Origin of the sequence: Ascidiimonas meishanensis (assembly GCF_037782385.1) — a bacterium.
Taxonomy (GTDB): Bacteria; Bacteroidota; Bacteroidia; order Flavobacteriales; family Flavobacteriaceae; genus Ascidiimonas; species Ascidiimonas meishanensis.
In genome coordinates this window covers 444397-464161 of sequence record NZ_JBBEXD010000004.1, presented here as the reverse complement: position 1 = coordinate 464161, position 19765 = coordinate 444397, and the positions used below count along the sequence as shown (strand labels likewise).

The following is a 19765-nucleotide window of genomic DNA, read 5'->3' as shown; positions in this document are numbered from 1 at the left end:
ACATTTCAATAGTTCTTTAGATGTCCCATGTCGTAAAAAGTTCTGCTAACAAAGTACCTGTCCTGCGCATTCGCAAACTAAAGAACTCTAACAACAACTAATCCACCCAAACTAAGACTGCCCGCAATATTGTTGGGCTTAACTGTATTTATGGCTGCAAATGGATTTAGAAACGTTAGGCAAAAATCTTCTCGTAGCATTAGACGAGATAAGGCTCGAAAATCTACCGATTTTGGAACAATCCTATCGTTCTATTCAGTTAAGCAGAAACTTGCTTAGTACTTTCAAAAGAAACATTCTGACCAATGATTTTGAAAGTGTTGAGAAAGAAATAATCTTCTTCAAAAAAATAAAACAAGTGCCATTGGTTAAGCTTATATACTTCTCAGAAATTCATTCTTTTGAAATTCAATTCCCAAAAGCAGACAGAGCTGCACAATTAAAATTTGTAAAAAAGAAAATCAATAAATTAAATCGCTTTTTTCTTTATAATCTTGATTTCGGGCAATACGTTAAATCTGGTGCAACCCATTTTGACAAAGCTTATTACACCAGAGAGCATTTTGATATTTATCATATTACTACTTCCAAATTCTATTTTCAAGACCCTGATTTTTGTACACCGAGAGATATGCTTTTAGGAAAGTTCAAGGCTTATATATCTTTAATCAACTATATGGACCAAAAGAAAAATTCTATTAAAAATAGAGTAAATGGAAATAGTGTGAATATAAAACCTACGGAAAAAATTCCTTGGCCATTCACAAATACAGATTGGGTTGAACTTCTATATTCGCTAAGTGCTGCTGGAATGACAAAACAAAAGGGTCTAAGTATTATTAAATTATCTAAAATTTTGCAAGAAGTATTCGACTTTACTCCAAAGGAAATCTACAAAACATTTCAGGACATTAAAAATCGCAAAAATAGCCGAACATTATTCCTCGACCAGTTGACAGCTTCCCTTCTTTCGGAAATGGACAAAAGCGAGGAATAGTCGCTAGTTGCTATCATTCGTTCCTTTTTTTATATGTTAAAAAAAGACCGTACTACGGTTGACCTACGGTAATTGTATTCCGTAGTTGTTTTTCATAAATTTTGATACAATTTCAAGGTCTGTTAGTTACGGAAGCACCTTTAAACACTGTTAAAACAATTGAAATTTCAAAATGTTAAATTTTGACCGTAGTACGGTTGTACTGGGGAATAAAATCCATTAAAGCTATCCAAATTTGTAGAACGAAAGTCAAATCAGGTCAGAGGCTATCAAATTAATTGACAACGATGCGATAGTCTCTTACTTTAAAAACCGTTCTATTATGCCTACAAGTATTATTACAACAGACGACCTTCGGGAATTCAAAATGGAATTGCTCGATGACATTAAAAAATTATTATCCAAACAAGCCACTGGAAAACTCAAAAGATACCTTAAATCATCTGAGGTTATGGATTTGCTTCAGGTAAGTCCAGGTACATTACAAAACCTTCGCATCAATGGCACTTTACCTTACACCAAAGTTGGTGGTATTATTTACTACGATGCTGAGGAAATACAAAACATAATGACTTCCAACCGTGTTCAGCAAGGTTCAAATTCTTAAATGATGAACTATATAAAGCTACTTAACGCGGCTTTTGAAAAGTTCTATTTTGATGACCGCCTAAATCCTACCCATATCAGTCTGTATATGGCGCTGTTCCAAGAATGGAACAGTAGCCGATTTGCGGATGAATTTTACGTTAACCGAAGAGACTTAATGCGTGCTGCTAAAATAGGCTCAAAATCCACATACCACCGCTGCGTTACGGATTTGGACTCGTGGCTTTACCTATGCTATTTTCCATCTAACAATCCATACAAAGGAAGTAAAATCAAGATGTCTATTATCGGGACAAGTAGTGAACCAGATATGGGACGGTACAATCCCACATTAGAACAGCTTGCGGAACAGTACTATCCCATACGTGAACCAGTTGTGGGACAGCACCATCCCATAAATGGACAAGTACTGGTATCTAATACAAACAATACCAAACAAGAAAACTATATAAAACAGCCAAAAGGCAGGCAGGTGGTTATTGATTTTTTTGAAGAAAATGGTTTTGATGCAGATGAGGGGAAAAAGTTCTTTGAGCACTATGAAACCCGAAACTGGCAAACAAGTGATGGGCAAGCAATTCGTGATTGGCGAGCTGTAGCCACAAATTGGATGGACAGAACGGAATTATTTGACGAAAAAAATGAATCAAACAAAAAACAAGCGTCCCAAATCAAGGACAACTTGCGAACCACTAAAAACAAAGATTATGGACAACCCCTCTAAAATTACTGAAGGTGGCGTGGAATATTCGCTAGGAAAATTTGACGGCAAAAGTGTACTGTATGATTTCCCAAAAATCTTAATTTACCTGAACGCTAAAGGGAAACAGCTTTTCGGCGAAAAGTTCAGAATTTATGATGAAGATAGAGATATACTGCTAAAGCTTTGTTCCTACTTCATTAAAGATAAATCCAATTGCACAACCTATGGAATTGACATCGATAAGGGTATCTTACTTTCCGGACCAGTTGGTTGCGGGAAAACCAGCTTAATGAAATTGCTGAGATATATTGTTCCGATGCAAAGACCTTATGAAATGATTCCTTGCAGGAACGTAACCTTTAGTTTCAACCATCTTGGTTTTAAGACCATTGAGGAATATGGTAACACAAAATTTTTCTGCTTTGATGATTTAGGTATCGAACCTGCTGGACGGTTTTATGGTAAAGACCTGAACGTAATGGGCGAAGTGCTATTATCCAGATATGAACTATACCTTGAGACCAAGCATAAAATCAAAACCCACGCAACCACCAATCTCAATGCCGAGGAATTGGAAGAACGCTACGGCAACCGTGTTCGTAGCCGGATGCGAGAATTGTTTAATTTGATTGCTTTTGATAAAGAGGCTGGGGATAAGAGGAAGTGAACTTAAATATGATTTTTCAACAACAACTTTTGTTCTCTTGAATCGGTGGACAGGGCACAGTCCCATAAGAACAATATACACAGCAATCTCCTTCATTTGGTTTCAGAACCGTTTTGCAACTCTCACACTCATAAAAGAATTGACAGGATTCTGTTGGCATTTCTTCTACTTTTTTATATCCGCAGTTTGGACAAGTGATTTCAGATGTCAATATAGTTTCCATTATTTTTATTTTTTGTCGGTCACTTTATAACCAGTAGAATTAATTGCTTTCTCAATTTCCGCTTCATTGGTCTTGGTTTTATCAAATTCAATGATTGCATTTCCACTTTCATATGATGTTTTTGAGCTCACGATTCCGCTGAGTTTATTTACTTCGTGGTTTACGTGTTCTTCACAACCCGCGCAGGTCATTCCGCTAATTTTAAATTCAGTTGTTTTAATATCCGATTTATCTACAACGATAATTTGTTTTGCCGTGTCTGGGTAAAAAATTCCTGAATAGTATGGAAATGCTAACATTACGATTGCAAATACAGTTACAATTCCTAAAAAAGTTTTAGACTGTGTGAATTTTGGTTTTTCGCCTGTCTCACATTCACAGTCGATTTCCTTTTTAGGCTTTAGCATCTGGTACCAGGCAAAACAAAGAACGAAAATTGTGAGTCCGATTAAGTACGGTCTAAAAGGTTCTATCCAAGAGAATGTTGAAGCAATTCCACTTGTTCCTGCGATGAGAGCCAAAACAGGCGTAATACAGCATAAGGAAGCTGTAATTGCAGTTAGCAAGCCTGCTCCAATTAATTTGTTTTCACTTTTCATATCGCTTCTAAAACTTTGTTTTTATCAAGTATTGCGAAAAACGGATTGAGTAGTTTTTCATATTCAGCGGTCAATGAGTAATAAATCGTTTGGGCTTCTCTATCGGTTTCTAATAGATTTCGGTCTTTCATTTTTCTCAAATGCTGGGAAATGGCCGAAATATTCATTCCAAGAATATCACTTAAATCACAAACGCAAAGCCTATCTTCTTCAAAGAGTACGTAAAGTATTTTAAGTCTTACGCTATTCCCAACTAATGAAAGTCCATTCGCTAAATAATCAAAAGATTCACTTAGTTCTGAAACTGTCTCTTTGCAACGATTGATTTGTTCTAAATCAGCTTGTTGTCTTATACAAGAATTATTTTCCATAAAGCAAAGTTACATTATTTTCTTATTTAAGCAAATACTTAAATACGTAATATTTAAAATAGCAACAATTTGATTAATAGAACTGCTAGAAATAAATGGAAGTAGTCTAACTTCTAAAAGATTTATATAGTAAAACTACTTCTGCAATGAATTGTATCACAATAGCTTTTAAACTTTTTGTCAACTCTAAAAATATATCTTTCATAATAGTATTAGTTTTTAATAGATAATAAAATGGCGAAGGCAATTAATTTGATATTCTTAGAAGCAGAAATATAACTGCTTTCATCCCCATTACTCAAAAAACTCAGTTCCAAAAGAACCGAGGGGCAATAGTCAATAGTTTCACGTAGTACCTGAAAATTTGCGAACTTCACACCTCTACTTTCATATCCTATAGCTTTGCAAAGTGCTTTTTCAAATTGATAACCTATATAAATAGATTCTTTAGAATTATTTGCTTGCTTTTGTGAAACATAAACTTCTATCCCTCTTGCATCCGGATTATCTGAATGATTACAATGTAGAGAGAAAAACAAATCAGCTTTTAGAGCTTTGGCCAGCTTCGTTCTATCCGATAGCGAAATGAGTGTATCAGTATACCTGGTTAAATAAATGTCCAGAGGCTTATCTAATTCATCATTTAGCTTCAAAATGGCATTCGCAATATCCAATACAACGTCCTTTTCTTGGATTTTATTTATGCCTATTGCACCAGTATCTTTTCCACCGTGTCCAACATCAATTATAATTCGTTTTTGAGTACTCTTTTCTTGTCCTAAAACGATACACATTTTTAGAACCAAAATCACAAAACTGACGTTTTTGAGCACTTTTTTCATTTTCAATTTTCAGGTTATCAACATTTTTCCTTCAAAAACTCATAAAATTTGATGCCAAATAGCAGCAATTAAATTCAATTGATTTCAAATAATATTTTATTCACAAATATTTGATTTTCAGTTATTTATGTACAAATATATGTAAATTTCAGAAAGAGAAAATGAATAAAAAATCTAAACAGTTTTATTATGAAAAAATCAATCTACTTAGCAACTTTTTTATCGTTGCTCTCAACATCACTTTTTGCTCAAATTGGGGGAATTGAAGATTCCGTTAACGATGTGGGCGATACCATACGTACCATATTTCCAATTTTACTTGGTGTCATTTTTCTTGTTGGTTTCTTGTTTAATGCAGGACATTTCTTTGGGGAAAACGCAGACCTTAAAAAAGGAATTACTAGAGTGCTTGTGTTTGTTTTGATTGCTGGCGCAGTTGTCGGCATCTTCACATACTTAATAGGTATTGTTGTTTAAGATGAAACGCTTCGAGGTCTATAAAAACATTAGGAAAAGGGCAGTCATTTTTGGGCTGCCTATTTCCCTGTTTGCCCTGATGATGGTTTCTATTTTGGCTTCGCTGCTCGTCATCATCTTCTCTTTCAGCTTCGGGATAATAATTGGTGTACTTGTTTTTAATGCCGCCTTATATGTTGCCCTAACAAGAATAACACATAACCCACAAATTTTTCAAATGGCTAAGGCTTTTCCGAGAATAATAAGTAATAAAAAAAACTCAGGCTTCGACTATGAACAAGATTAATCTTTCAGCATATCAACCTATTGTAGATATTCAAGACAATATCATATTTGCCAATAATGGCAATGTTGTTCTGTGCTATGAAGGTACGTTGCCAGAAATTTATTCACTATCCGAAAAAGACTTTGAAGACATTCACGGGGCTTGGTTTCAGGCCCTGAAATCATTGCCTATTGGTACAGTAGTCCAAAAACAGGACATCTACCTAAAAAAGACCTATACTTCAGAAGCACTTCCCGATACAACGTTTTTAGAAAAGGCAACGCACGACCACTTCAAAGGGCGCGACTATATGGAACATCGTTGCTTTTTGTTCTTTACGCTAACTAAGAACAAAGCTCTGAATAACTCAAAATACGTCAACCCTTTCCGCAAAGTTTCCAATGGAATTGTCCAACGATTAGATGACAACATTAAGAGCTTTATTGGGGCTGTTAGTGACTCTGTTTCCTTTATAAACAATAGCAGAAAAATGAGTTTTATTTCGCTTAAAGCGAAAGAAATACAGCAGTTAACCAACGGATATTTCAATGGCTTTAATGATGGGTTTGACACCGATATCATATTAGATAAAAAAAGCGTCAATATTGGCGAAAACCATTTTGATGCCCTGGCTATCAATAGCGAACTGTGCTTTGGCGAAAGTGTACAGAGTAGCAAGACCAATGAGAAATTCACTTCTGACGATTTTGTGTTTCATCAAGGGTTTATTGATGGCTTAGGGCTTACGCTTAACGAAAATCATATCGTCAACCAAATCCTTTATTTGGATGACAAACAGAAGTGGCGCAAGTTACTTGATAAGAAAGTTGAGGAACTCAACAAAAGTTCCAACTTCGGTTCTCAGAATAAAGTAGTCCTCGGTAAAATTCAGCATATCCTTGACCAAATAAATGCGGATGATAATGCTCGCATTATTCGTGGTCATTTGAATATAATTTATTGGGATAAGAATCCAGAAAATTTAAGTCGAATCGGTTCTAAAATCAAAACTGAATTTAAGGAACTGGACATCATTCCATACTATCCTAGAGGTGAGGAACGGAAGAATTATATACTCAATAGTTACTGTTGTTTTTCTTCCAATTTTTCAAATAACGATTTATATGTTACCGATTTAAAGCACGCTCTATGCCTGTTTATAAACAACACAAACTACAATTCTGATGCTACTGGAATCATCTTTAATGATAGGGAACACAATGTTCCTGTTTTAAAAGATGTTTGGGATGAGCGCAAGAAGCGCATTAAGGCAAGAAACTTTGCCATTTTTGCACCTACTGGTGAAGGTAAGTCCTTTTTGGCAAATAACATTCTGCGCCAGTATTTTGAAAGTGGTGTCCGCCTGGTCATAATTGACCTCGGTGGATCCTACACCAAATTTGCCAAACTCTATCCCGAAAAATATACTGTGCTTCGTTATGAAAGTGGCAAAAACTTGGGTATCAATCCTTTTTATATAAGTGATACAAATGACCTAACACCTGAACGTTTGGAAGACTTGTCTGTTTTCCTATTTGAACTGTTCGCCTCAGATTTAAAAGTGACCAAGGCACAATCGGTTTCGGTCAAAAAGATATTGCGCCATTATTACAACAACACTTCCGAAAATCATTCGCTGGATGGTTTCTACAACTTTATAGAAAGGAATCAGAAAGACCTCTTGAATACCTTGAAAATCCATCCCGACTACTTCAATATTACAAGCTTCTTGCACGTAATGTCCGAATATGTCGGCGATGGTCTATATAGCTTCCTTTTTGAAGTAAGTGAAGACCAGACCTATAAAATCGAGGATAAACGATTGATTGTATTTGAGCTAGATGAAGTAAAGGATAATAAGGAAATCCTTTCCGTTATGTTGAAGTTGATTAAGTCAGCCATCCAAAGAACGATATGGAAAAACAGAGCTGAAAAAGGCATTATTCTCTTCGATGAGTTTGCAAAGCAACTAAAGTTTGATAACGTATTGGAAAGTGTTGAATTCTACTATCAAGCCATTCGTAAACAGAATGGTGCGATAGGCATTATTCTTCAGTCCATAAATCAGCTTCCCAACAATTCAACATCAGCAAGCATACTAGAAAACACACAGGTCATTTATAGCCTGAATAACGAAAAAGGCTATGACGAATTGGTAAAAAGACTCAATCTTTCGAGCCACGACTTGAACCAATTAAAGTCCATCAAAAACAATCTTTCCGGACCACGGAAGTACACCGAAATGTTCATCAAAATAGGAAAGGAAAGCAACATTTTCAGGCTTGACGTTCCTAAAGAAGTGTATGCAGCTTACTTAACCGATGGACAAGAAAACGAGGTCATAATGGCCATTTATGAAAAGACCAATGATATGGAATTGGCAATTAAAGAATTCACATCTAAAACATAATATTATGAAGACAAAAATTTTAATACTCTCAATGGCATTATTGTTCAGCTTAAACATTAAAGCTCAAGGAATGCCTGTTTATGACAATACCAACTTTGTAAGTTTGGTAAAATCTCTCGTAGAATCTGCAAAGCAGACGAGTCAACTTATTAAATCTGTACAGTTTTTAAAAGATGCTAAGGAAAGCATCGAGAAAGTATCAAGTGTAGTGCAGCAACTCAGAGCGGTTCAGGAAATTGCACAGAACAACCAACGCCTTATCAATGTAATGCAAAACGATTTACAGGATATCTTAAACTCGCCTTACATCAAACCAGAGGAAGTTACAAGGGTTGCGGAATCATTTGATGCCATTGTCCAAAACTCTCTGGACACGGTTGATTTTATGGGCGAGATATTATCTAGCGATAATCTAAAAATGTCCGACGCCGAACGTGCTGAAGTGTTAAAACAAAAAGAAAAGGAATCTAAAGAAATGGTTTCTAACATCCAGACAAAAACTAAGCGCTATCGTGATATCATTTCCTTTAGAAAAATGCAGGATAAAGTAAATAATAGAGAAACAGAATACTAATAATGACCGCAACCATATTTTTAGGGATTGGACTGGAATACGTCGATGCGGTATTTCAAACAATACAGAACAGCAGTTTTTCGCAATACACTATTGCCGGAATGAAAACGCTTGCTGTATTGTTCTTTCTGGTCAATATTCTTAAAAAATACAACGAAGGTATTGCGGATAAAGATGGTTACACTTGGGGATTAAGCCCAGGGGAACTTATGAAGAATTTTGCGATTGTTATTCTGGTCATATTCTCGACACAGGTACTCGGTTTCTTTGATAGCATCTTGGTATCCATAGAAGGACAATATCGTGGTACAGCACCGGCTTTATTGCCATTACAAATGCAGGATATCCCCATAGAAGAAGAAATAAATTTTTTAGAGGCCGCTCAAGCGGCAATGGCCTTATTATATGAGGCTCTAGTTACACCACTTTTCGGATTCAAAATATTTGCATTTATCATCAGCCTTATCCTCTGGATTTTGGATTTGTTCATCTACCCGCTATTCCTTGCAGAACGTTATTTTTTATTGGGTATAATGCAAGCTTTTTTTCCGCTGGTTATTAGTCTGGCAGTTTTTGAAAAATTCCGTTCTCTTGCTTATACATTTTTCAAATTGTACGCTGCTGTTTATATGTTAGTGCCTGCCTTCTTTTTGGTCAATGTATTTGTAAATGCCCTCTATACTGAAATCAATACGAACTTCTGGACAAACCTTTTTGGGACAGATGTTGGCCAGGGCTTTTTTGCACCTGTGGTTCAACTTGGGTCAGTTGGTTTCATTGTTTTTCTAAAATTCAAATTATACAAACGAGCCACATCGTTTACCCTCAGATTGTTTACCAGTTAATTCCAATGAAAATGAAAACACCTTACAAAAACATCTATGCAGTCTTAAAGTTGAACAGATTTATCGTGTTGACAGTTGTCATTTTAGCAATGCTATCGAGCACCTTTTCACTATGGATGGCATTTAAGACGAATAAAGAAGCTCTTAATAGTGCTTTTGCTATTAATACTGATGGCAGTATTATTCCCCTAAAACTCGTAACCCAAAAAGAAAATTTCAAGGTAGAAGCATTAGCTCATTTAGACTTGTTCCACAACTACTTCTATAATATCGATGCCAGTAATTACGAGCGTAATCTGGAAAAGGCACTTTGGTTGGGCAATAGTTCCGTGGATAATCTATATCGACAGAAAAAAGCGGATGGTGTCTATAACCGTTTGCTGCAATATTCGCTAGTTCAAAAAGTATTAAGTATTGATTCACAAATCGAAGAACAAAACGGAACATATGTCTTTAGAACCGTTACCATTTTTGAAATCAATAGAGGTTCAATAATCGATACCTACGAACTTGTTTCTAGTGGAAACTTAATTCCTGTAGACCGAAACTTTCCAAACAATCCCCACGGATTGTTGATTACAAACTATTTCGAGAACACTTTAAAAAAAATAAACGATGAAAATTGAGCCGATAATCGGCATTTAAAAACCACGATTATGAAAGTAGAAAAAAATAAAATTGTTTTTGCAGCTGTATTGGCTGTGATTTTCATATTCCTGATTTCCTATTCCGTTTTGATAATGGGTGAGGATGAAAGTGATAATGAAAACCTTGAACAGACCTTAGTACCCGATTTGGACGAAAACCAAAAAGAGTATGATTCAAAACTGGATGCCATAAACGATTTAAAGGAAGTGCGCGAAAATAATGCGCCGAGCATCTATGACGAAAAACTCATTGATTCCTTGGGCTTTTATGACCCAGACCTTCCAGAACGGGAAAAAGAACGCATTGTAGACAGTATTTATGATGCTGGTAAAATTCAATACTCTGAAAAGAAGTATCAAAACCTTGGGCAAAAGAAAGTTGCTAAAAACAATGTCCAGCAAACAGATTCTGCCGAAATAAGGCGAGAACAAAAAATTGAGGCTAAAGAATTGGGGCTGGAACACCAACTGTTCTTTGCCGCTTCCCCTAAACCCAATGAAGTTTCGATTATAGGCAATACAGATGCAACTATTTATGTAGTTGTAGATGGCGACCAGGTTGTCAAAGCAAATACCCGATTACGAATGCGCCTTACTAAATCAGCAACTATCAACGGTAAGCTGATGCCAAAGAACACACCTGTTTTTGGGTTTATCAGTTTTCAGCCCAATCGTGCTTTAATCGAGATTGAAAACATACAACATCATCCCACCAAACTTAAAGCTTTCGATTTATTGGATGGTAGCGAAGGCATCTATGTACAGAACAATTTCAGGGCAGAAGCTACTACGGAAGTACTGGATGATGTTATAGGAGATATCAACATTCCAACTGTTCCACAAGTGGGTGGACTTACCCAAGTATTTCGACGTACTAACAGGAAAGTTAAAGTGACCGTATTGAACAATTATAGACTAATACTAAAACCAAAATTATGAGAACCCTATTTTTAATATTGATAGCATTGATTTCTGCTTTTACAAAAGCACAAACAGACACAGTACTAGACACAATTTATGCGAACGACACTAAAAATGTTGCGCTATTTTTCCCAGAACCCATAAGACAGGGCATAACCGGTTCAGATAATTTTGTCTTTACCTACAATCGTGAAAAAGAACAGTATTTCGGATTACTTCAGGCGAAGCCTGGGAAAGAAAGTAATCTACTGGTAGTCAATAGAAATGGTGCAATTTTTTCGTATATTGTAAGATATAAAAAGCAGCTATCAAAGCTCAATTATTTCATTCCATTATCAAATAGCATTGGAAATGAAAAACCAATTGTAACCGATTCGATTCAGGTTGTAACTTCTGAAAAAAATATAGATAACAGAACCTACTATTATCAAAAATTCTGCTCCTATCTTCTTAACAGAAACCAACGTATTGGTCGGATTAAGAAGCGAACACAGGGCATTGTCTTGAATGTTGAAAATGTTGTTTTTGATAAAGAAGAACTCTACTTCGTTGTCCAGATTGAGAATAATTCTACGATGGATTACGATTTGAATTTCTTGAACCTCTCAATCGAAACTCGACAAAAAGGGAAAAAGAAATCTTTGCAGAGTTTGTATCAAGAACCTATTTACAAGCATTTTCTGCCTTCAAAAATTGCAGAAGGTAAAATAGTACGGTTTATTTATGTAATGCCTAAATTTTCGTTATCGAATGACCGTAGGGCAATTTTGGAATTGAATGAGAATGATGGCGAACGCAATATAAAACTGAATATATCGCATAGATATATCAATAACCCAAATTAATAATATTATGAAAAATTTAGTCATTTGCTCACTCGTACTTTTATTCATTTCTTGTTCTGAAACCAAGAATATGTCGCCATCAGAAACCGCGAAAATTGTGGTAGAAAGTTTTTATGCTAAAGATAATAACACTTTAAAAAAACATACAACCTCCGATGGCTATGATAGTTTAATAATGATTCAGGGTTTAGTGCCAGATGCAGATAATGATGCAAGTGTTACAATATCAGATGAAGTTATCGAGACTGATATCGCGTGGGTCAAATACAGTTCTAATTATGATAATAAGCCTGGCATCTTTAAGCTCGTCAAAGAAAATGACCAATGGAAAGTAACTAATAAAGGTCCTAGGGAAAAAGGGCCTTTTTGAGTGAGATTGCATTTAATTATTATACCATCTTGGAAACATTATTTTTTTCGTTTAATAGAAATTTCATTCTATCTAACAGTAATTCTTTTCTTTTTTCGTGGAAATTTCCATAATTATTCAAATTCAAGTCCACATCTGGAATTAAATGAGCATTCAAAAATTGGGTTCTGTTATTTTCATTGGTTTCTTTCTCAACCCAATCCAATAGATTCATATTACTCTTGGACATATTCTCGTTTGCATCCAACATTTGAAGATTATAGATAGAATTGTATGTGTGCCAACCATAGTTTTCTTTGTCGAAATCCTCAAGATTGTCAAATTCAAATACTGAATGAATATGGTCTTTATGAAAATTATTATTTCTATAATCTAAATCTGGATATAATAGAGAAAGAATAGAAAAAGCGTACTGATTGTCCTTTTGTGTAAATAAGACTTCTTCAATAAATTCATCGCCAACGCTCGTATCTTTTCTGATGTGATTAAAAATGGAATTTACTGGAAAAGAAGCGATTTCGGGCTTAATTTTCGTTTCAACTACATTGTCTGTAAAAGTCCTTCTAATTTGAGATAACACAGAATCTGATGTACCACCGAAAATCCTTTTAATCAACACTACATGAAGCCATTTTTTTATAGCTCCTCTATCCTCTTTAAATTCGATTTTTGTTGAATAATCTCTATAAATGTCCTTATGGTACAGATAATAAATGATTGGAATTACAGAATTCTTGGAAGTCAAAGTGTAATCTGTAAATCCAAATGTCTTAATCAAATCAAATGTTGACAAAATTGAATCTCTAATTTTTTCCCATTCTGTCTCAAAATCCTTCGCATTGTCCTTAGAAAAATTTGTAACTCTAAATTTAATATCTCGGCTATATAAGTAAAGAAAAGATTTCAATATTAGGTCTTTGGAAATTGAAAAGCCTTTGTCTCTTATACTATCTACAAGCTTATGAATTTCTTTACGCGCGTCTTTTTTTGTCCAGTTTGCAACTGCAATCGACATCAATAAATCTGAAAAATTCAAAGGCTCGCCGCCGCTATTTATTCTAATGAAAATATTTAAGGCTTTATCTAAACTTTGGTCTTTTTCAAGAAAGTAATTAATGATTGGCTTTTCCAAAATTGTTCGCCTCAACTGCCGGATGGCCTTTCTCGAAAAACTACTGTCAAACTCTTCTACAAAATCATCAAAGCTCTCATCTTCGATGTAATTTAATATCGAACCAACCTTGAACCACTTCTGTTCGTTTGCCTCGTAAATCTCTGATTCTTCTGTTTCAGATTTTTCAAGAAAACTGAACTCATAAATCCTTCCATCCTCCTCGTCTTTAAGCTCATTTGTAATATTTAAGTACAGATGGCGTGTTGGAATACTCCATTCTGTGTCTTCCCACTTTCTCCGATACTCTTTATAACCAAAACTACCTTTTAAGCCCAAGTACAACGATGTCAATCTTTGCTGTCCGTCCAAAACAGCATTAAATGAATTTATGCCGTTTGTCGAAATTTCTTCATTGTGGGTTTTATATCGTTCGCGATATTCATTGATGAACTTATAGAATCGATAGCCCTTTGAGGTATCTTCCTCAACTTTCCAAAAGAGAAAAGAGCTTATTGGATAATTTCTCATTATTGAGTCGAATAGCCATTCTATCTTTGAGTGATTCCATATAAATTCTCTTTGAATAGCTGGAAGTAAAAATTGATTTGAGTCTATTTTCTCAATAGCATCAGAAATTGTAATTGGGGTTTGAAACGACATAAAATATTTGGTTGGTTTTAGTTCATAATATTTAGATGATGATTGGTTTTCTACAAATCCTTACCAGCTTATTGAATTACTTTTAATATCAAATCCAGATGCTTCAACCTTTCTTGTTTCTGTAAATCCGTGTTTCCCATTTTCATTTTTAGAAACGGTCAATTCATTTCTTAAGATATGAGTGAGTTCAAGATTATTTCCTGAAACATAATCGGAATTAATAGCAAAATTGATTCCTTGTCCACCAAATGGGACACTCGGATAATATATGCCATCAACTTTGCCTTCGGAATGCGCAAGAGCCACATTGCAATAGGCTGTTGTTATGATATATGTCTTTCGGTCATTTTTTGCTGATTTTCTAAATTTTTCAAACAGAAACCTGTAAAACAATACTGTGGCTCCTCTTATTTCCGGGTCAGTTTGTTCAATAAAAGTTTCCATTACAGCTCCGTGTTCTTTATCAAATTCTGAAACCCTATGCTCTATGTCAGGTGTTGTTACTATAATACCCGTTAGAGGTTTTTTCAGTTTCCATCGCCCAATAGTGACATACAGCTTGTCTCCAAAATCTTTCGTATCTGACCAATACTCAACCAACTCAGCAAATGAAGTAGGTCTATTCTCTGAACAATAGAATTTGGATTGAAAGGGTCGATTACATCTTGCAAAGTCCTTGACAAATTGATTAGGTGTTATTGAAATATCAGATAATAATGGGAATAAATCATTGTTTTCGTGGGTGCGTGTTCTAAAAAAAACTGATTGAGCAGGAATATCATATTGTAATACCGGAAGCCTTCCAATTGTCAAATAAGCTAAAACCGCTTTTTCATAAGCGTATTCATTTTCGGGATTAATTGCCTCCAACAGGGCAATAGCTTTTTCTACTTTTTCAACAGTCATATTATTTTAGCTCGACATACTTAATTCTTTGTCTAAATTACTTGTAAATAACCCTTGAACTAACTTGCCGTTTCTTAAATATTCAAAGAAATCATCATAATTTTCAGGACTTAGGAAATGAAAATTATATCGTTGATTCACATTATTTTCTTCAAGTTGTTTATTCAATTCTTGAAAATGAATAGTTGCCCATTTAAACTTCGCTCTATTTAAGTCTGAATAGTCTTGGTCATCTTTAATTTCTACAACAGTAATGTATTCCATTTCCGCATCAGAGGTTTTGACAAAAAAGTCCGGATTAAACTTGCCTTGTTTTGTGTGGTTACCTGATTTGCTTGATAATGAATACTCAATAGTATAAAAACTTTGATTGGTTGATTTTAGCCAAGCGTCCAAAACACTGGCATTTTCGTTTCTAACCAGCTTTTCAGCAAATTTTCTTTCTGGTGCTGCGTTGAGAAATACTATATCAACAGGTGTTTTAAAATCGTAACTATTTGCCTGACGATGTGCACCTTGGCGTATGTCTTGGTCATCAATAACGTCCTGTAAAAAACTGAGAACATCTGTATCCTTTACTTCTTCATTGTAATTATTTGAGTACATCACTGTGGAATTATGTCGCAAATTACCAACCGATAACGTTTCTTTAATTCTTTCTTTAGTTGAGATGATATAAGGTTTTTGGGCTTTCCTTACTAATTCAAGTGACTTGTTCTTCCGTCTCAAAAGCGTGTTGAAAGATGAGAAAATATTTCTCTTGTTCTTTTCGTTCAATTCATCCCCTTCAAGTCCAACCTTGTCCATTGAGCGACGTATCAGCTTTGTAATCTCTTCTTTAGGTGGAAGATTGTTTTTGGTATATTGTCCTTCTTGCAGGTTCAGTGTTACGCCTTCCCATTCCCTAGTTTGGAACTCGTGATAGATTTTATCAACGATTTCCTTAATAGGCGTCATTCGGTTTTTAATCTTGTACTCTACACCTTTATACTCATTGGCAAGATTTGTATAAGTAGTCTCTTGGCTCACTTGGTCAACCGAAGACTCTAAATTTATGTAGTCTTTATAGTTGAATTCCTTTTCTTTTTTATTGTTTTCAACGGCTTTTTCAATCTTGTTGTAATCTATATTGTAGAGGTCAAAATGAAATTTACTCCTATCCCCATCAGTTATGTTAGAACTTTCCAATCGCATTTCTAACTCCAGTACTTCATCTACGAGTCCTTTGATTTTTGAACCCCAAGAGGAATGATTGAATATCGTTACCTCTGCATTGCCTATATATTCGGGCGGTACTCTTAGTCCTCTACCCAACACCTGAGAAATCAACAATTTAGAATTGAAAGCCCTTTCTTCCATAGGAACTATTTGAAACACATTTTTCACATCCCAACCCTCTGTAAGCATTGAAACAGAAACAATCCACTCTACTGTTGAGTCCTGCTCGTCCACTTCTTCAAGGCGAACTACATTGTGCTTGTGCACTTTATCCGAGGTTACTGTCATTACCAGCTTATCCCGAATTTCCTGTTCTTCCAAACCTTCCTCCAACATTAAAAACTCAACTAGTCGCGTTTCAAGTCTTTTGGCATTGGTTATATTGTTGGTTACCAAAATTGTTAATGGTTTTACATCTTTATAAGTAACCTTATTGTTCCTATGGTTCTGATATATTTTTTGAAATCTTTGGTCTTCGTTTATACTATCATCTTCTGAGACGTAATTAATTTTCTTTACAAACTTTTCATCAACTGCTTCTCGTAAAGAATATCTGTAGATAACATCATTGAAGTAATCATTGCCTATATAGGCTGTACCAGTAAAACCAAGCATATATTTAAAATTATAGCCGTCGTCCAATAAAAATTTCTTCCAAACTTTAAGCCCTCTTGCTTCAGTTGTATTTCCAGAAATCTTATTATAAATATGATGGGTTTCATCGTTTAGCACCAGAGTATCAAACCCTCGTTTAAAACCAAAACTATCCTCAATTGATGAACCCGTTCTTTCATAAACAGCGTGGACATTTTCAATACAAATGGCACCTTCGTCCACGGTTACACTTCCATCAACAATACTTGGGTTTTTAATTATTGCAGAGTCTGGGATAGTATCTTTTAAAACAGGGTCAGAAACTAAAGCCAAAAACTTTTTATGCAATTCTTTTTCTATTGTAGTAGATGGACACAATAAAAGAACTCGCTTTATCAGACCTAAGCCTAATAAAATTTGTGCTATACCGTACATTACATAACTCTTACCCGTGCCTGTGGCTAGGTCTATCGTTGCAGATAGTTTAGACGGTAGTTGAATTTTACGGTGGTAATCTTCAAGTTCAGGATATCTTTCGCGTAGCTGAGGATTCTGATAATGATTTTTGGAAACTAACTCTTGAATATTAGCATATTCTTTAGACGCTAAATAAATAATTGAGCTTTTAATGGCCTCCTTTTGATATTCTCTTGTTCCACAAAGTGCATCCAAAAACCTGTCCCAATATGGAAGCGGTAATTCACTTTGGTTATAAAACTGATTTACTTTTAGAATTAAGTCCTTCGTGTCGTATCGTTTTTTTTCCTGAATCATCCCTTCGTATTTTTATTGGTAAATACTTCACGGAATTCATTGCCATAAATATCGATATAAACTGCACTCACTTTAGAGCCACAATCTTCTATTGCAACCTGAGCTTGACCATTTTCGTCAATAATATCAGCTGCAAAAAACACATCGGACATCAAAAACTCCTTACCATTATAATCTTTGTCCACAACAACCATAGCTAAAGCTTCAAGACCAGGAATATCTTCCAAGGTGTCTTCATCAGGATAGTAGGCTTTGAAAGCTTCTATGGTAATTGTTCCTTTATCAAACGATGATTTGACTTCGGGTTGCCGGATGAAATGAAAGCCAACTGCATTTTCAAGTGAATTTACGTTACTTGAACTGGTAGGTTGTCTGAATTTTTTGAATTTCTCTTTGTGCAGCTCTTGAATAATTTGGTAGGGTACTTTCAAGAAATAATAGCGCACATTACCGATTTCATAATAATCATCAATGAACTGGACAGAGTTAGCGGGTGCGATAATGTAAATACGGTCGCCTACTTTTTTGCCTATATTTTTATGAAGAATTTCCAAGTAATCTTCGTCGACAGCTGCATCCTTATGCTCCCAATACTTCCAAATCATTACATCATAGCCATCCTTACGCTCGCCTTGAAATTCAATACCGGCTATCTTTTTTGATTTAGGGCTTACTTCAAAAAGATTGAGAACAAAGTTCTGATATTCTTGGTGCTTGAGAGTAAATAGCTTTTCAATATCATAAAAACCCGTGTTGACCGTGGCAAAACTCTTCGAAAAAAGTTTATACTTTTCATCTGAGCCTAATAGACTTTTCGATTCCTGAATAGTTAAAAGTCGTTTTTGAGTAGTATAAAATGCAAGTTTACCAATGTCGCAAACAACCCATTTTCTATTTGTTTTTTCACAAACAGAAGCCGTGGTACCACTACCTCCAAAGAAATCTATAACCAAATCGCCTTCATTAGTCACTAATTCTAATATCCTGAGCAAAAGCGATTCAGGCTTTTGGGTAGGGTAATCAACTCGTTCTGTTGCCATTGGATTTATCACAAAAATATCTGTCCAAAGATTTTGTATAGGCTGTCCAGGATATTCATCCAAATATATTTTTCTATAGATACGCTTCCCCTTTTCAGGAAAATATAATTTTCCTTCATTATCCCATTGAACCATTATTTCTTCCGAAATAGACCATCCATTTGGTGGGTGTTTATAGCCTTTATAATCATAACAAAGATTTTCTCGATAATTTGGACTAACTATAGGTGACTTTAAATAATTTCGGCCATTTTCGTCAATATTATTAAATCTTTCTTCAATATATTTTTGTGCCTCAGGTGTATCTTTAGTAAATAGTTGTTTAAGCTCTAAATTATTAGAATTGGAATAAAAAAAGATGCTATCATTAACAACTCCTAACTTATTACTAGGATTAGCACTTCCACCTTTTCTTTTCCATATAATTTCATTAATAAAATTATTTTCTCCGAAGACTTCATCAAGTACAATCTTCAGATAATGAGCTTTTTTGTAATCAAGATGAACAAATATAACACCATCCTTAGCAAGAATTTCTTTTGCTAATATTAAACGGCGTCTAATAAATTCTATAAATGCTGAATCCTTCGTTTTATCAGTATATGCTTTTTGTCCTTGTTTAGCATTAAAATCGGATTCAGTAGCAAACGGCGGGTCTATATAGATTAATTTGACCTTTCCCTTTACCTTATCTTTTATAAGAGGGTCTTCGTTTTTATAAATCGTTTTGAGAAATTGAAGGTTGTCGCCAAAGACAATCATATTTTTCCAACCGTCAGGATAAGATTCACGGTCGCCATTGTATGTTCTTTCAATTTGTAAAGGTGCGGCAGTTACGCCGTCTTCATCTGCAAGAATGTCTTCTTTACGCATTTTGCCAGCATAAACAAGCTCATATTCTTTTTGGGTAGTGGGAAATAATTTATACTTGAAGTCATTGGGCAATTGCTCGCCCTTTTGTAGTTTTTCTATTAAAAAGTCTTTTTCTCTTTGGCTTAATTCTGTCATTGGCTGGTAAAAAATATAGATGCTAAAGATATTAGTATAATTTCACGATTCAAAAGATGAATTAAGATAATTTTAAGAATTGCGTTTAT

21 protein-coding genes are annotated in these 19765 nt (G+C 34.9%); 13 read left to right on the top strand and 8 right to left on the bottom strand.

What is annotated here, in order from left to right; genetic code table 11:
• The first annotated feature begins 160 nt into the window (after positions 1 to 160).
• From WBG07_RS09685 to WBG07_RS09670, 4 genes are all read left to right on the top strand, one after another.
• Positions 161 to 997 (top strand): RteC domain-containing protein, encoded by an 837-nt coding sequence (locus WBG07_RS09685; RefSeq protein ID WP_340200755.1) that lies wholly within the window; start codon positions 161 to 163, stop codon positions 995 to 997.
• A 322-nt stretch (positions 998 to 1319) separates the two neighbouring features.
• Complete coding sequence (locus WBG07_RS09680) at positions 1320 to 1604, top strand: helix-turn-helix domain-containing protein (protein WP_340200753.1); 285 nt, start codon at positions 1320 to 1322, stop codon at positions 1602 to 1604.
• A gap of 3 nt (positions 1605 to 1607) precedes the next feature.
• Positions 1608 to 2327 carry a hypothetical protein gene (locus tag WBG07_RS09675; RefSeq protein ID WP_340200966.1) on the top strand — a complete coding sequence of 240 codons (720 nt, stop codon included), beginning with the start codon at positions 1608 to 1610 and terminating at the stop codon, positions 2325 to 2327.
• The gene (locus WBG07_RS09670) at positions 2311 to 2973 is read left to right on the top strand and encodes a P-loop NTPase family protein (protein ID WP_340200751.1); all 663 of its coding nucleotides are present in this window, start codon (positions 2311 to 2313) and stop codon (positions 2971 to 2973) included. Before WBG07_RS09675 ends, WBG07_RS09670 begins: the two co-directional genes overlap by 17 nt.
• Before the next feature lie 16 nt (positions 2974 to 2989).
• Here the strand turns inward: WBG07_RS09670 and WBG07_RS09665 are convergent, their stop codons facing one another.
• From WBG07_RS09665 to WBG07_RS09650, 4 genes are all read right to left on the bottom strand, one after another.
• Complete coding sequence (locus WBG07_RS09665; protein ID WP_340200749.1) at positions 2990 to 3196, bottom strand: GDCCVxC domain-containing (seleno)protein; 207 nt, start codon at positions 3194 to 3196, stop codon at positions 2990 to 2992.
• Positions 3197 to 3201: 5 nt separating this feature from the next.
• Complete coding sequence (gene merTP / locus WBG07_RS09660) at positions 3202 to 3795, bottom strand: mercuric transport protein MerTP (protein WP_340200747.1); 594 nt, start codon at positions 3793 to 3795, stop codon at positions 3202 to 3204.
• Positions 3792 to 4166 carry an ArsR/SmtB family transcription factor gene (locus WBG07_RS09655; RefSeq protein ID WP_340200746.1) on the bottom strand — a complete coding sequence of 125 codons (375 nt, stop codon included), beginning with the start codon at positions 4164 to 4166 and terminating at the stop codon, positions 3792 to 3794. Before WBG07_RS09655 ends, merTP begins: the two co-directional genes overlap by 4 nt.
• Positions 4167 to 4378: 212 nt before the next feature.
• Positions 4379 to 5008 (bottom strand): N-acetylmuramoyl-L-alanine amidase family protein, encoded by a 630-nt coding sequence (locus tag WBG07_RS09650; RefSeq protein ID WP_340200744.1) that lies wholly within the window; start codon positions 5006 to 5008, stop codon positions 4379 to 4381.
• A 189-nt stretch (positions 5009 to 5197) separates the two neighbouring features.
• On the opposite strand from WBG07_RS09650, the gene WBG07_RS09645 reads away from it, so the two are divergent.
• The 9 genes from WBG07_RS09645 (at position 5198) to WBG07_RS09605 (ending at position 12362) form a co-directional block, all read left to right on the top strand.
• Positions 5198 to 5485, top strand: a complete 288-nt coding sequence (locus tag WBG07_RS09645) for a hypothetical protein (protein ID WP_073243663.1) — start codon at positions 5198 to 5200, stop codon at positions 5483 to 5485.
• A 1-nt stretch (position 5486) separates the two neighbouring features.
• On the top strand, positions 5487 to 5771 hold the full coding sequence (locus tag WBG07_RS09640; protein ID WP_340200742.1) for a hypothetical protein: 285 nt from the start codon (positions 5487 to 5489) through the stop codon (positions 5769 to 5771).
• The gene (locus WBG07_RS09635; RefSeq protein ID WP_340200740.1) at positions 5758 to 8160 is read left to right on the top strand and encodes a TraG family conjugative transposon ATPase; all 2403 of its coding nucleotides are present in this window, start codon (positions 5758 to 5760) and stop codon (positions 8158 to 8160) included. The genes WBG07_RS09640 and WBG07_RS09635 overlap by 14 nt, the downstream gene beginning before the upstream one ends.
• Before the next feature lie 4 nt (positions 8161 to 8164).
• Positions 8165 to 8734, top strand: coding sequence for a TrbJ/VirB5 family protein (locus WBG07_RS09630; RefSeq protein ID WP_340200738.1), 570 nt, complete (start codon positions 8165 to 8167; stop codon positions 8732 to 8734).
• Positions 8735 to 8736: 2 nt separating this feature from the next.
• Positions 8737 to 9579: a hypothetical protein gene (locus WBG07_RS09625; protein ID WP_340200736.1), complete on the top strand. Its 843-nt coding sequence runs from the start codon at positions 8737 to 8739 to the stop codon at positions 9577 to 9579.
• An 11-nt stretch (positions 9580 to 9590) separates the two neighbouring features.
• Positions 9591 to 10205 carry a conjugal transfer protein TraK gene (locus tag WBG07_RS09620; protein WP_340200735.1) on the top strand — a complete coding sequence of 205 codons (615 nt, stop codon included), beginning with the start codon at positions 9591 to 9593 and terminating at the stop codon, positions 10203 to 10205.
• A 30-nt stretch (positions 10206 to 10235) separates the two neighbouring features.
• The gene (gene traM, locus WBG07_RS09615) at positions 10236 to 11165 is read left to right on the top strand and encodes a conjugative transposon protein TraM (protein WP_340200733.1); all 930 of its coding nucleotides are present in this window, start codon (positions 10236 to 10238) and stop codon (positions 11163 to 11165) included.
• Positions 11162 to 11992: a DUF4138 domain-containing protein gene (locus WBG07_RS09610; protein WP_340200731.1), complete on the top strand. Its 831-nt coding sequence runs from the start codon at positions 11162 to 11164 to the stop codon at positions 11990 to 11992. Before traM ends, WBG07_RS09610 begins: the two co-directional genes overlap by 4 nt.
• 70 nt (positions 11993 to 12062) lie before the next feature.
• Entirely contained in the window at positions 12063 to 12362 is a 300-nt protein-coding gene (locus tag WBG07_RS09605; protein ID WP_340200729.1) for a hypothetical protein, read from the top strand.
• Between the two features lie 19 nt (positions 12363 to 12381).
• On the opposite strand, the gene WBG07_RS09600 is transcribed toward WBG07_RS09605, so the two are convergent.
• The 4 genes from WBG07_RS09600 to WBG07_RS09585 are packed head-to-tail and all read right to left on the bottom strand — an operon-like array spanning position 12382 to position 19676.
• On the bottom strand, positions 12382 to 14136 hold the full coding sequence (locus tag WBG07_RS09600; protein ID WP_340200727.1) for a DUF262 domain-containing protein: 1755 nt from the start codon (positions 14134 to 14136) through the stop codon (positions 12382 to 12384).
• A 60-nt stretch (positions 14137 to 14196) separates the two neighbouring features.
• Entirely contained in the window at positions 14197 to 15042 is an 846-nt protein-coding gene (locus WBG07_RS09595) for an RES domain-containing protein (RefSeq protein ID WP_340200725.1), read from the bottom strand.
• Between the two features lie 6 nt (positions 15043 to 15048).
• A complete protein-coding gene (locus tag WBG07_RS09590) occupies positions 15049 to 17628 on the bottom strand; it encodes a DEAD/DEAH box helicase (RefSeq protein ID WP_340200723.1) in 2580 nt (859 codons plus the stop codon).
• Positions 17625 to 19676, bottom strand: a complete 2052-nt coding sequence (locus WBG07_RS09585) for a site-specific DNA-methyltransferase (protein ID WP_340200722.1) — start codon at positions 19674 to 19676, stop codon at positions 17625 to 17627. The genes WBG07_RS09590 and WBG07_RS09585 overlap by 4 nt, the downstream gene beginning before the upstream one ends.
• Positions 19677 to 19765: the final 89 nt, after the last annotated feature.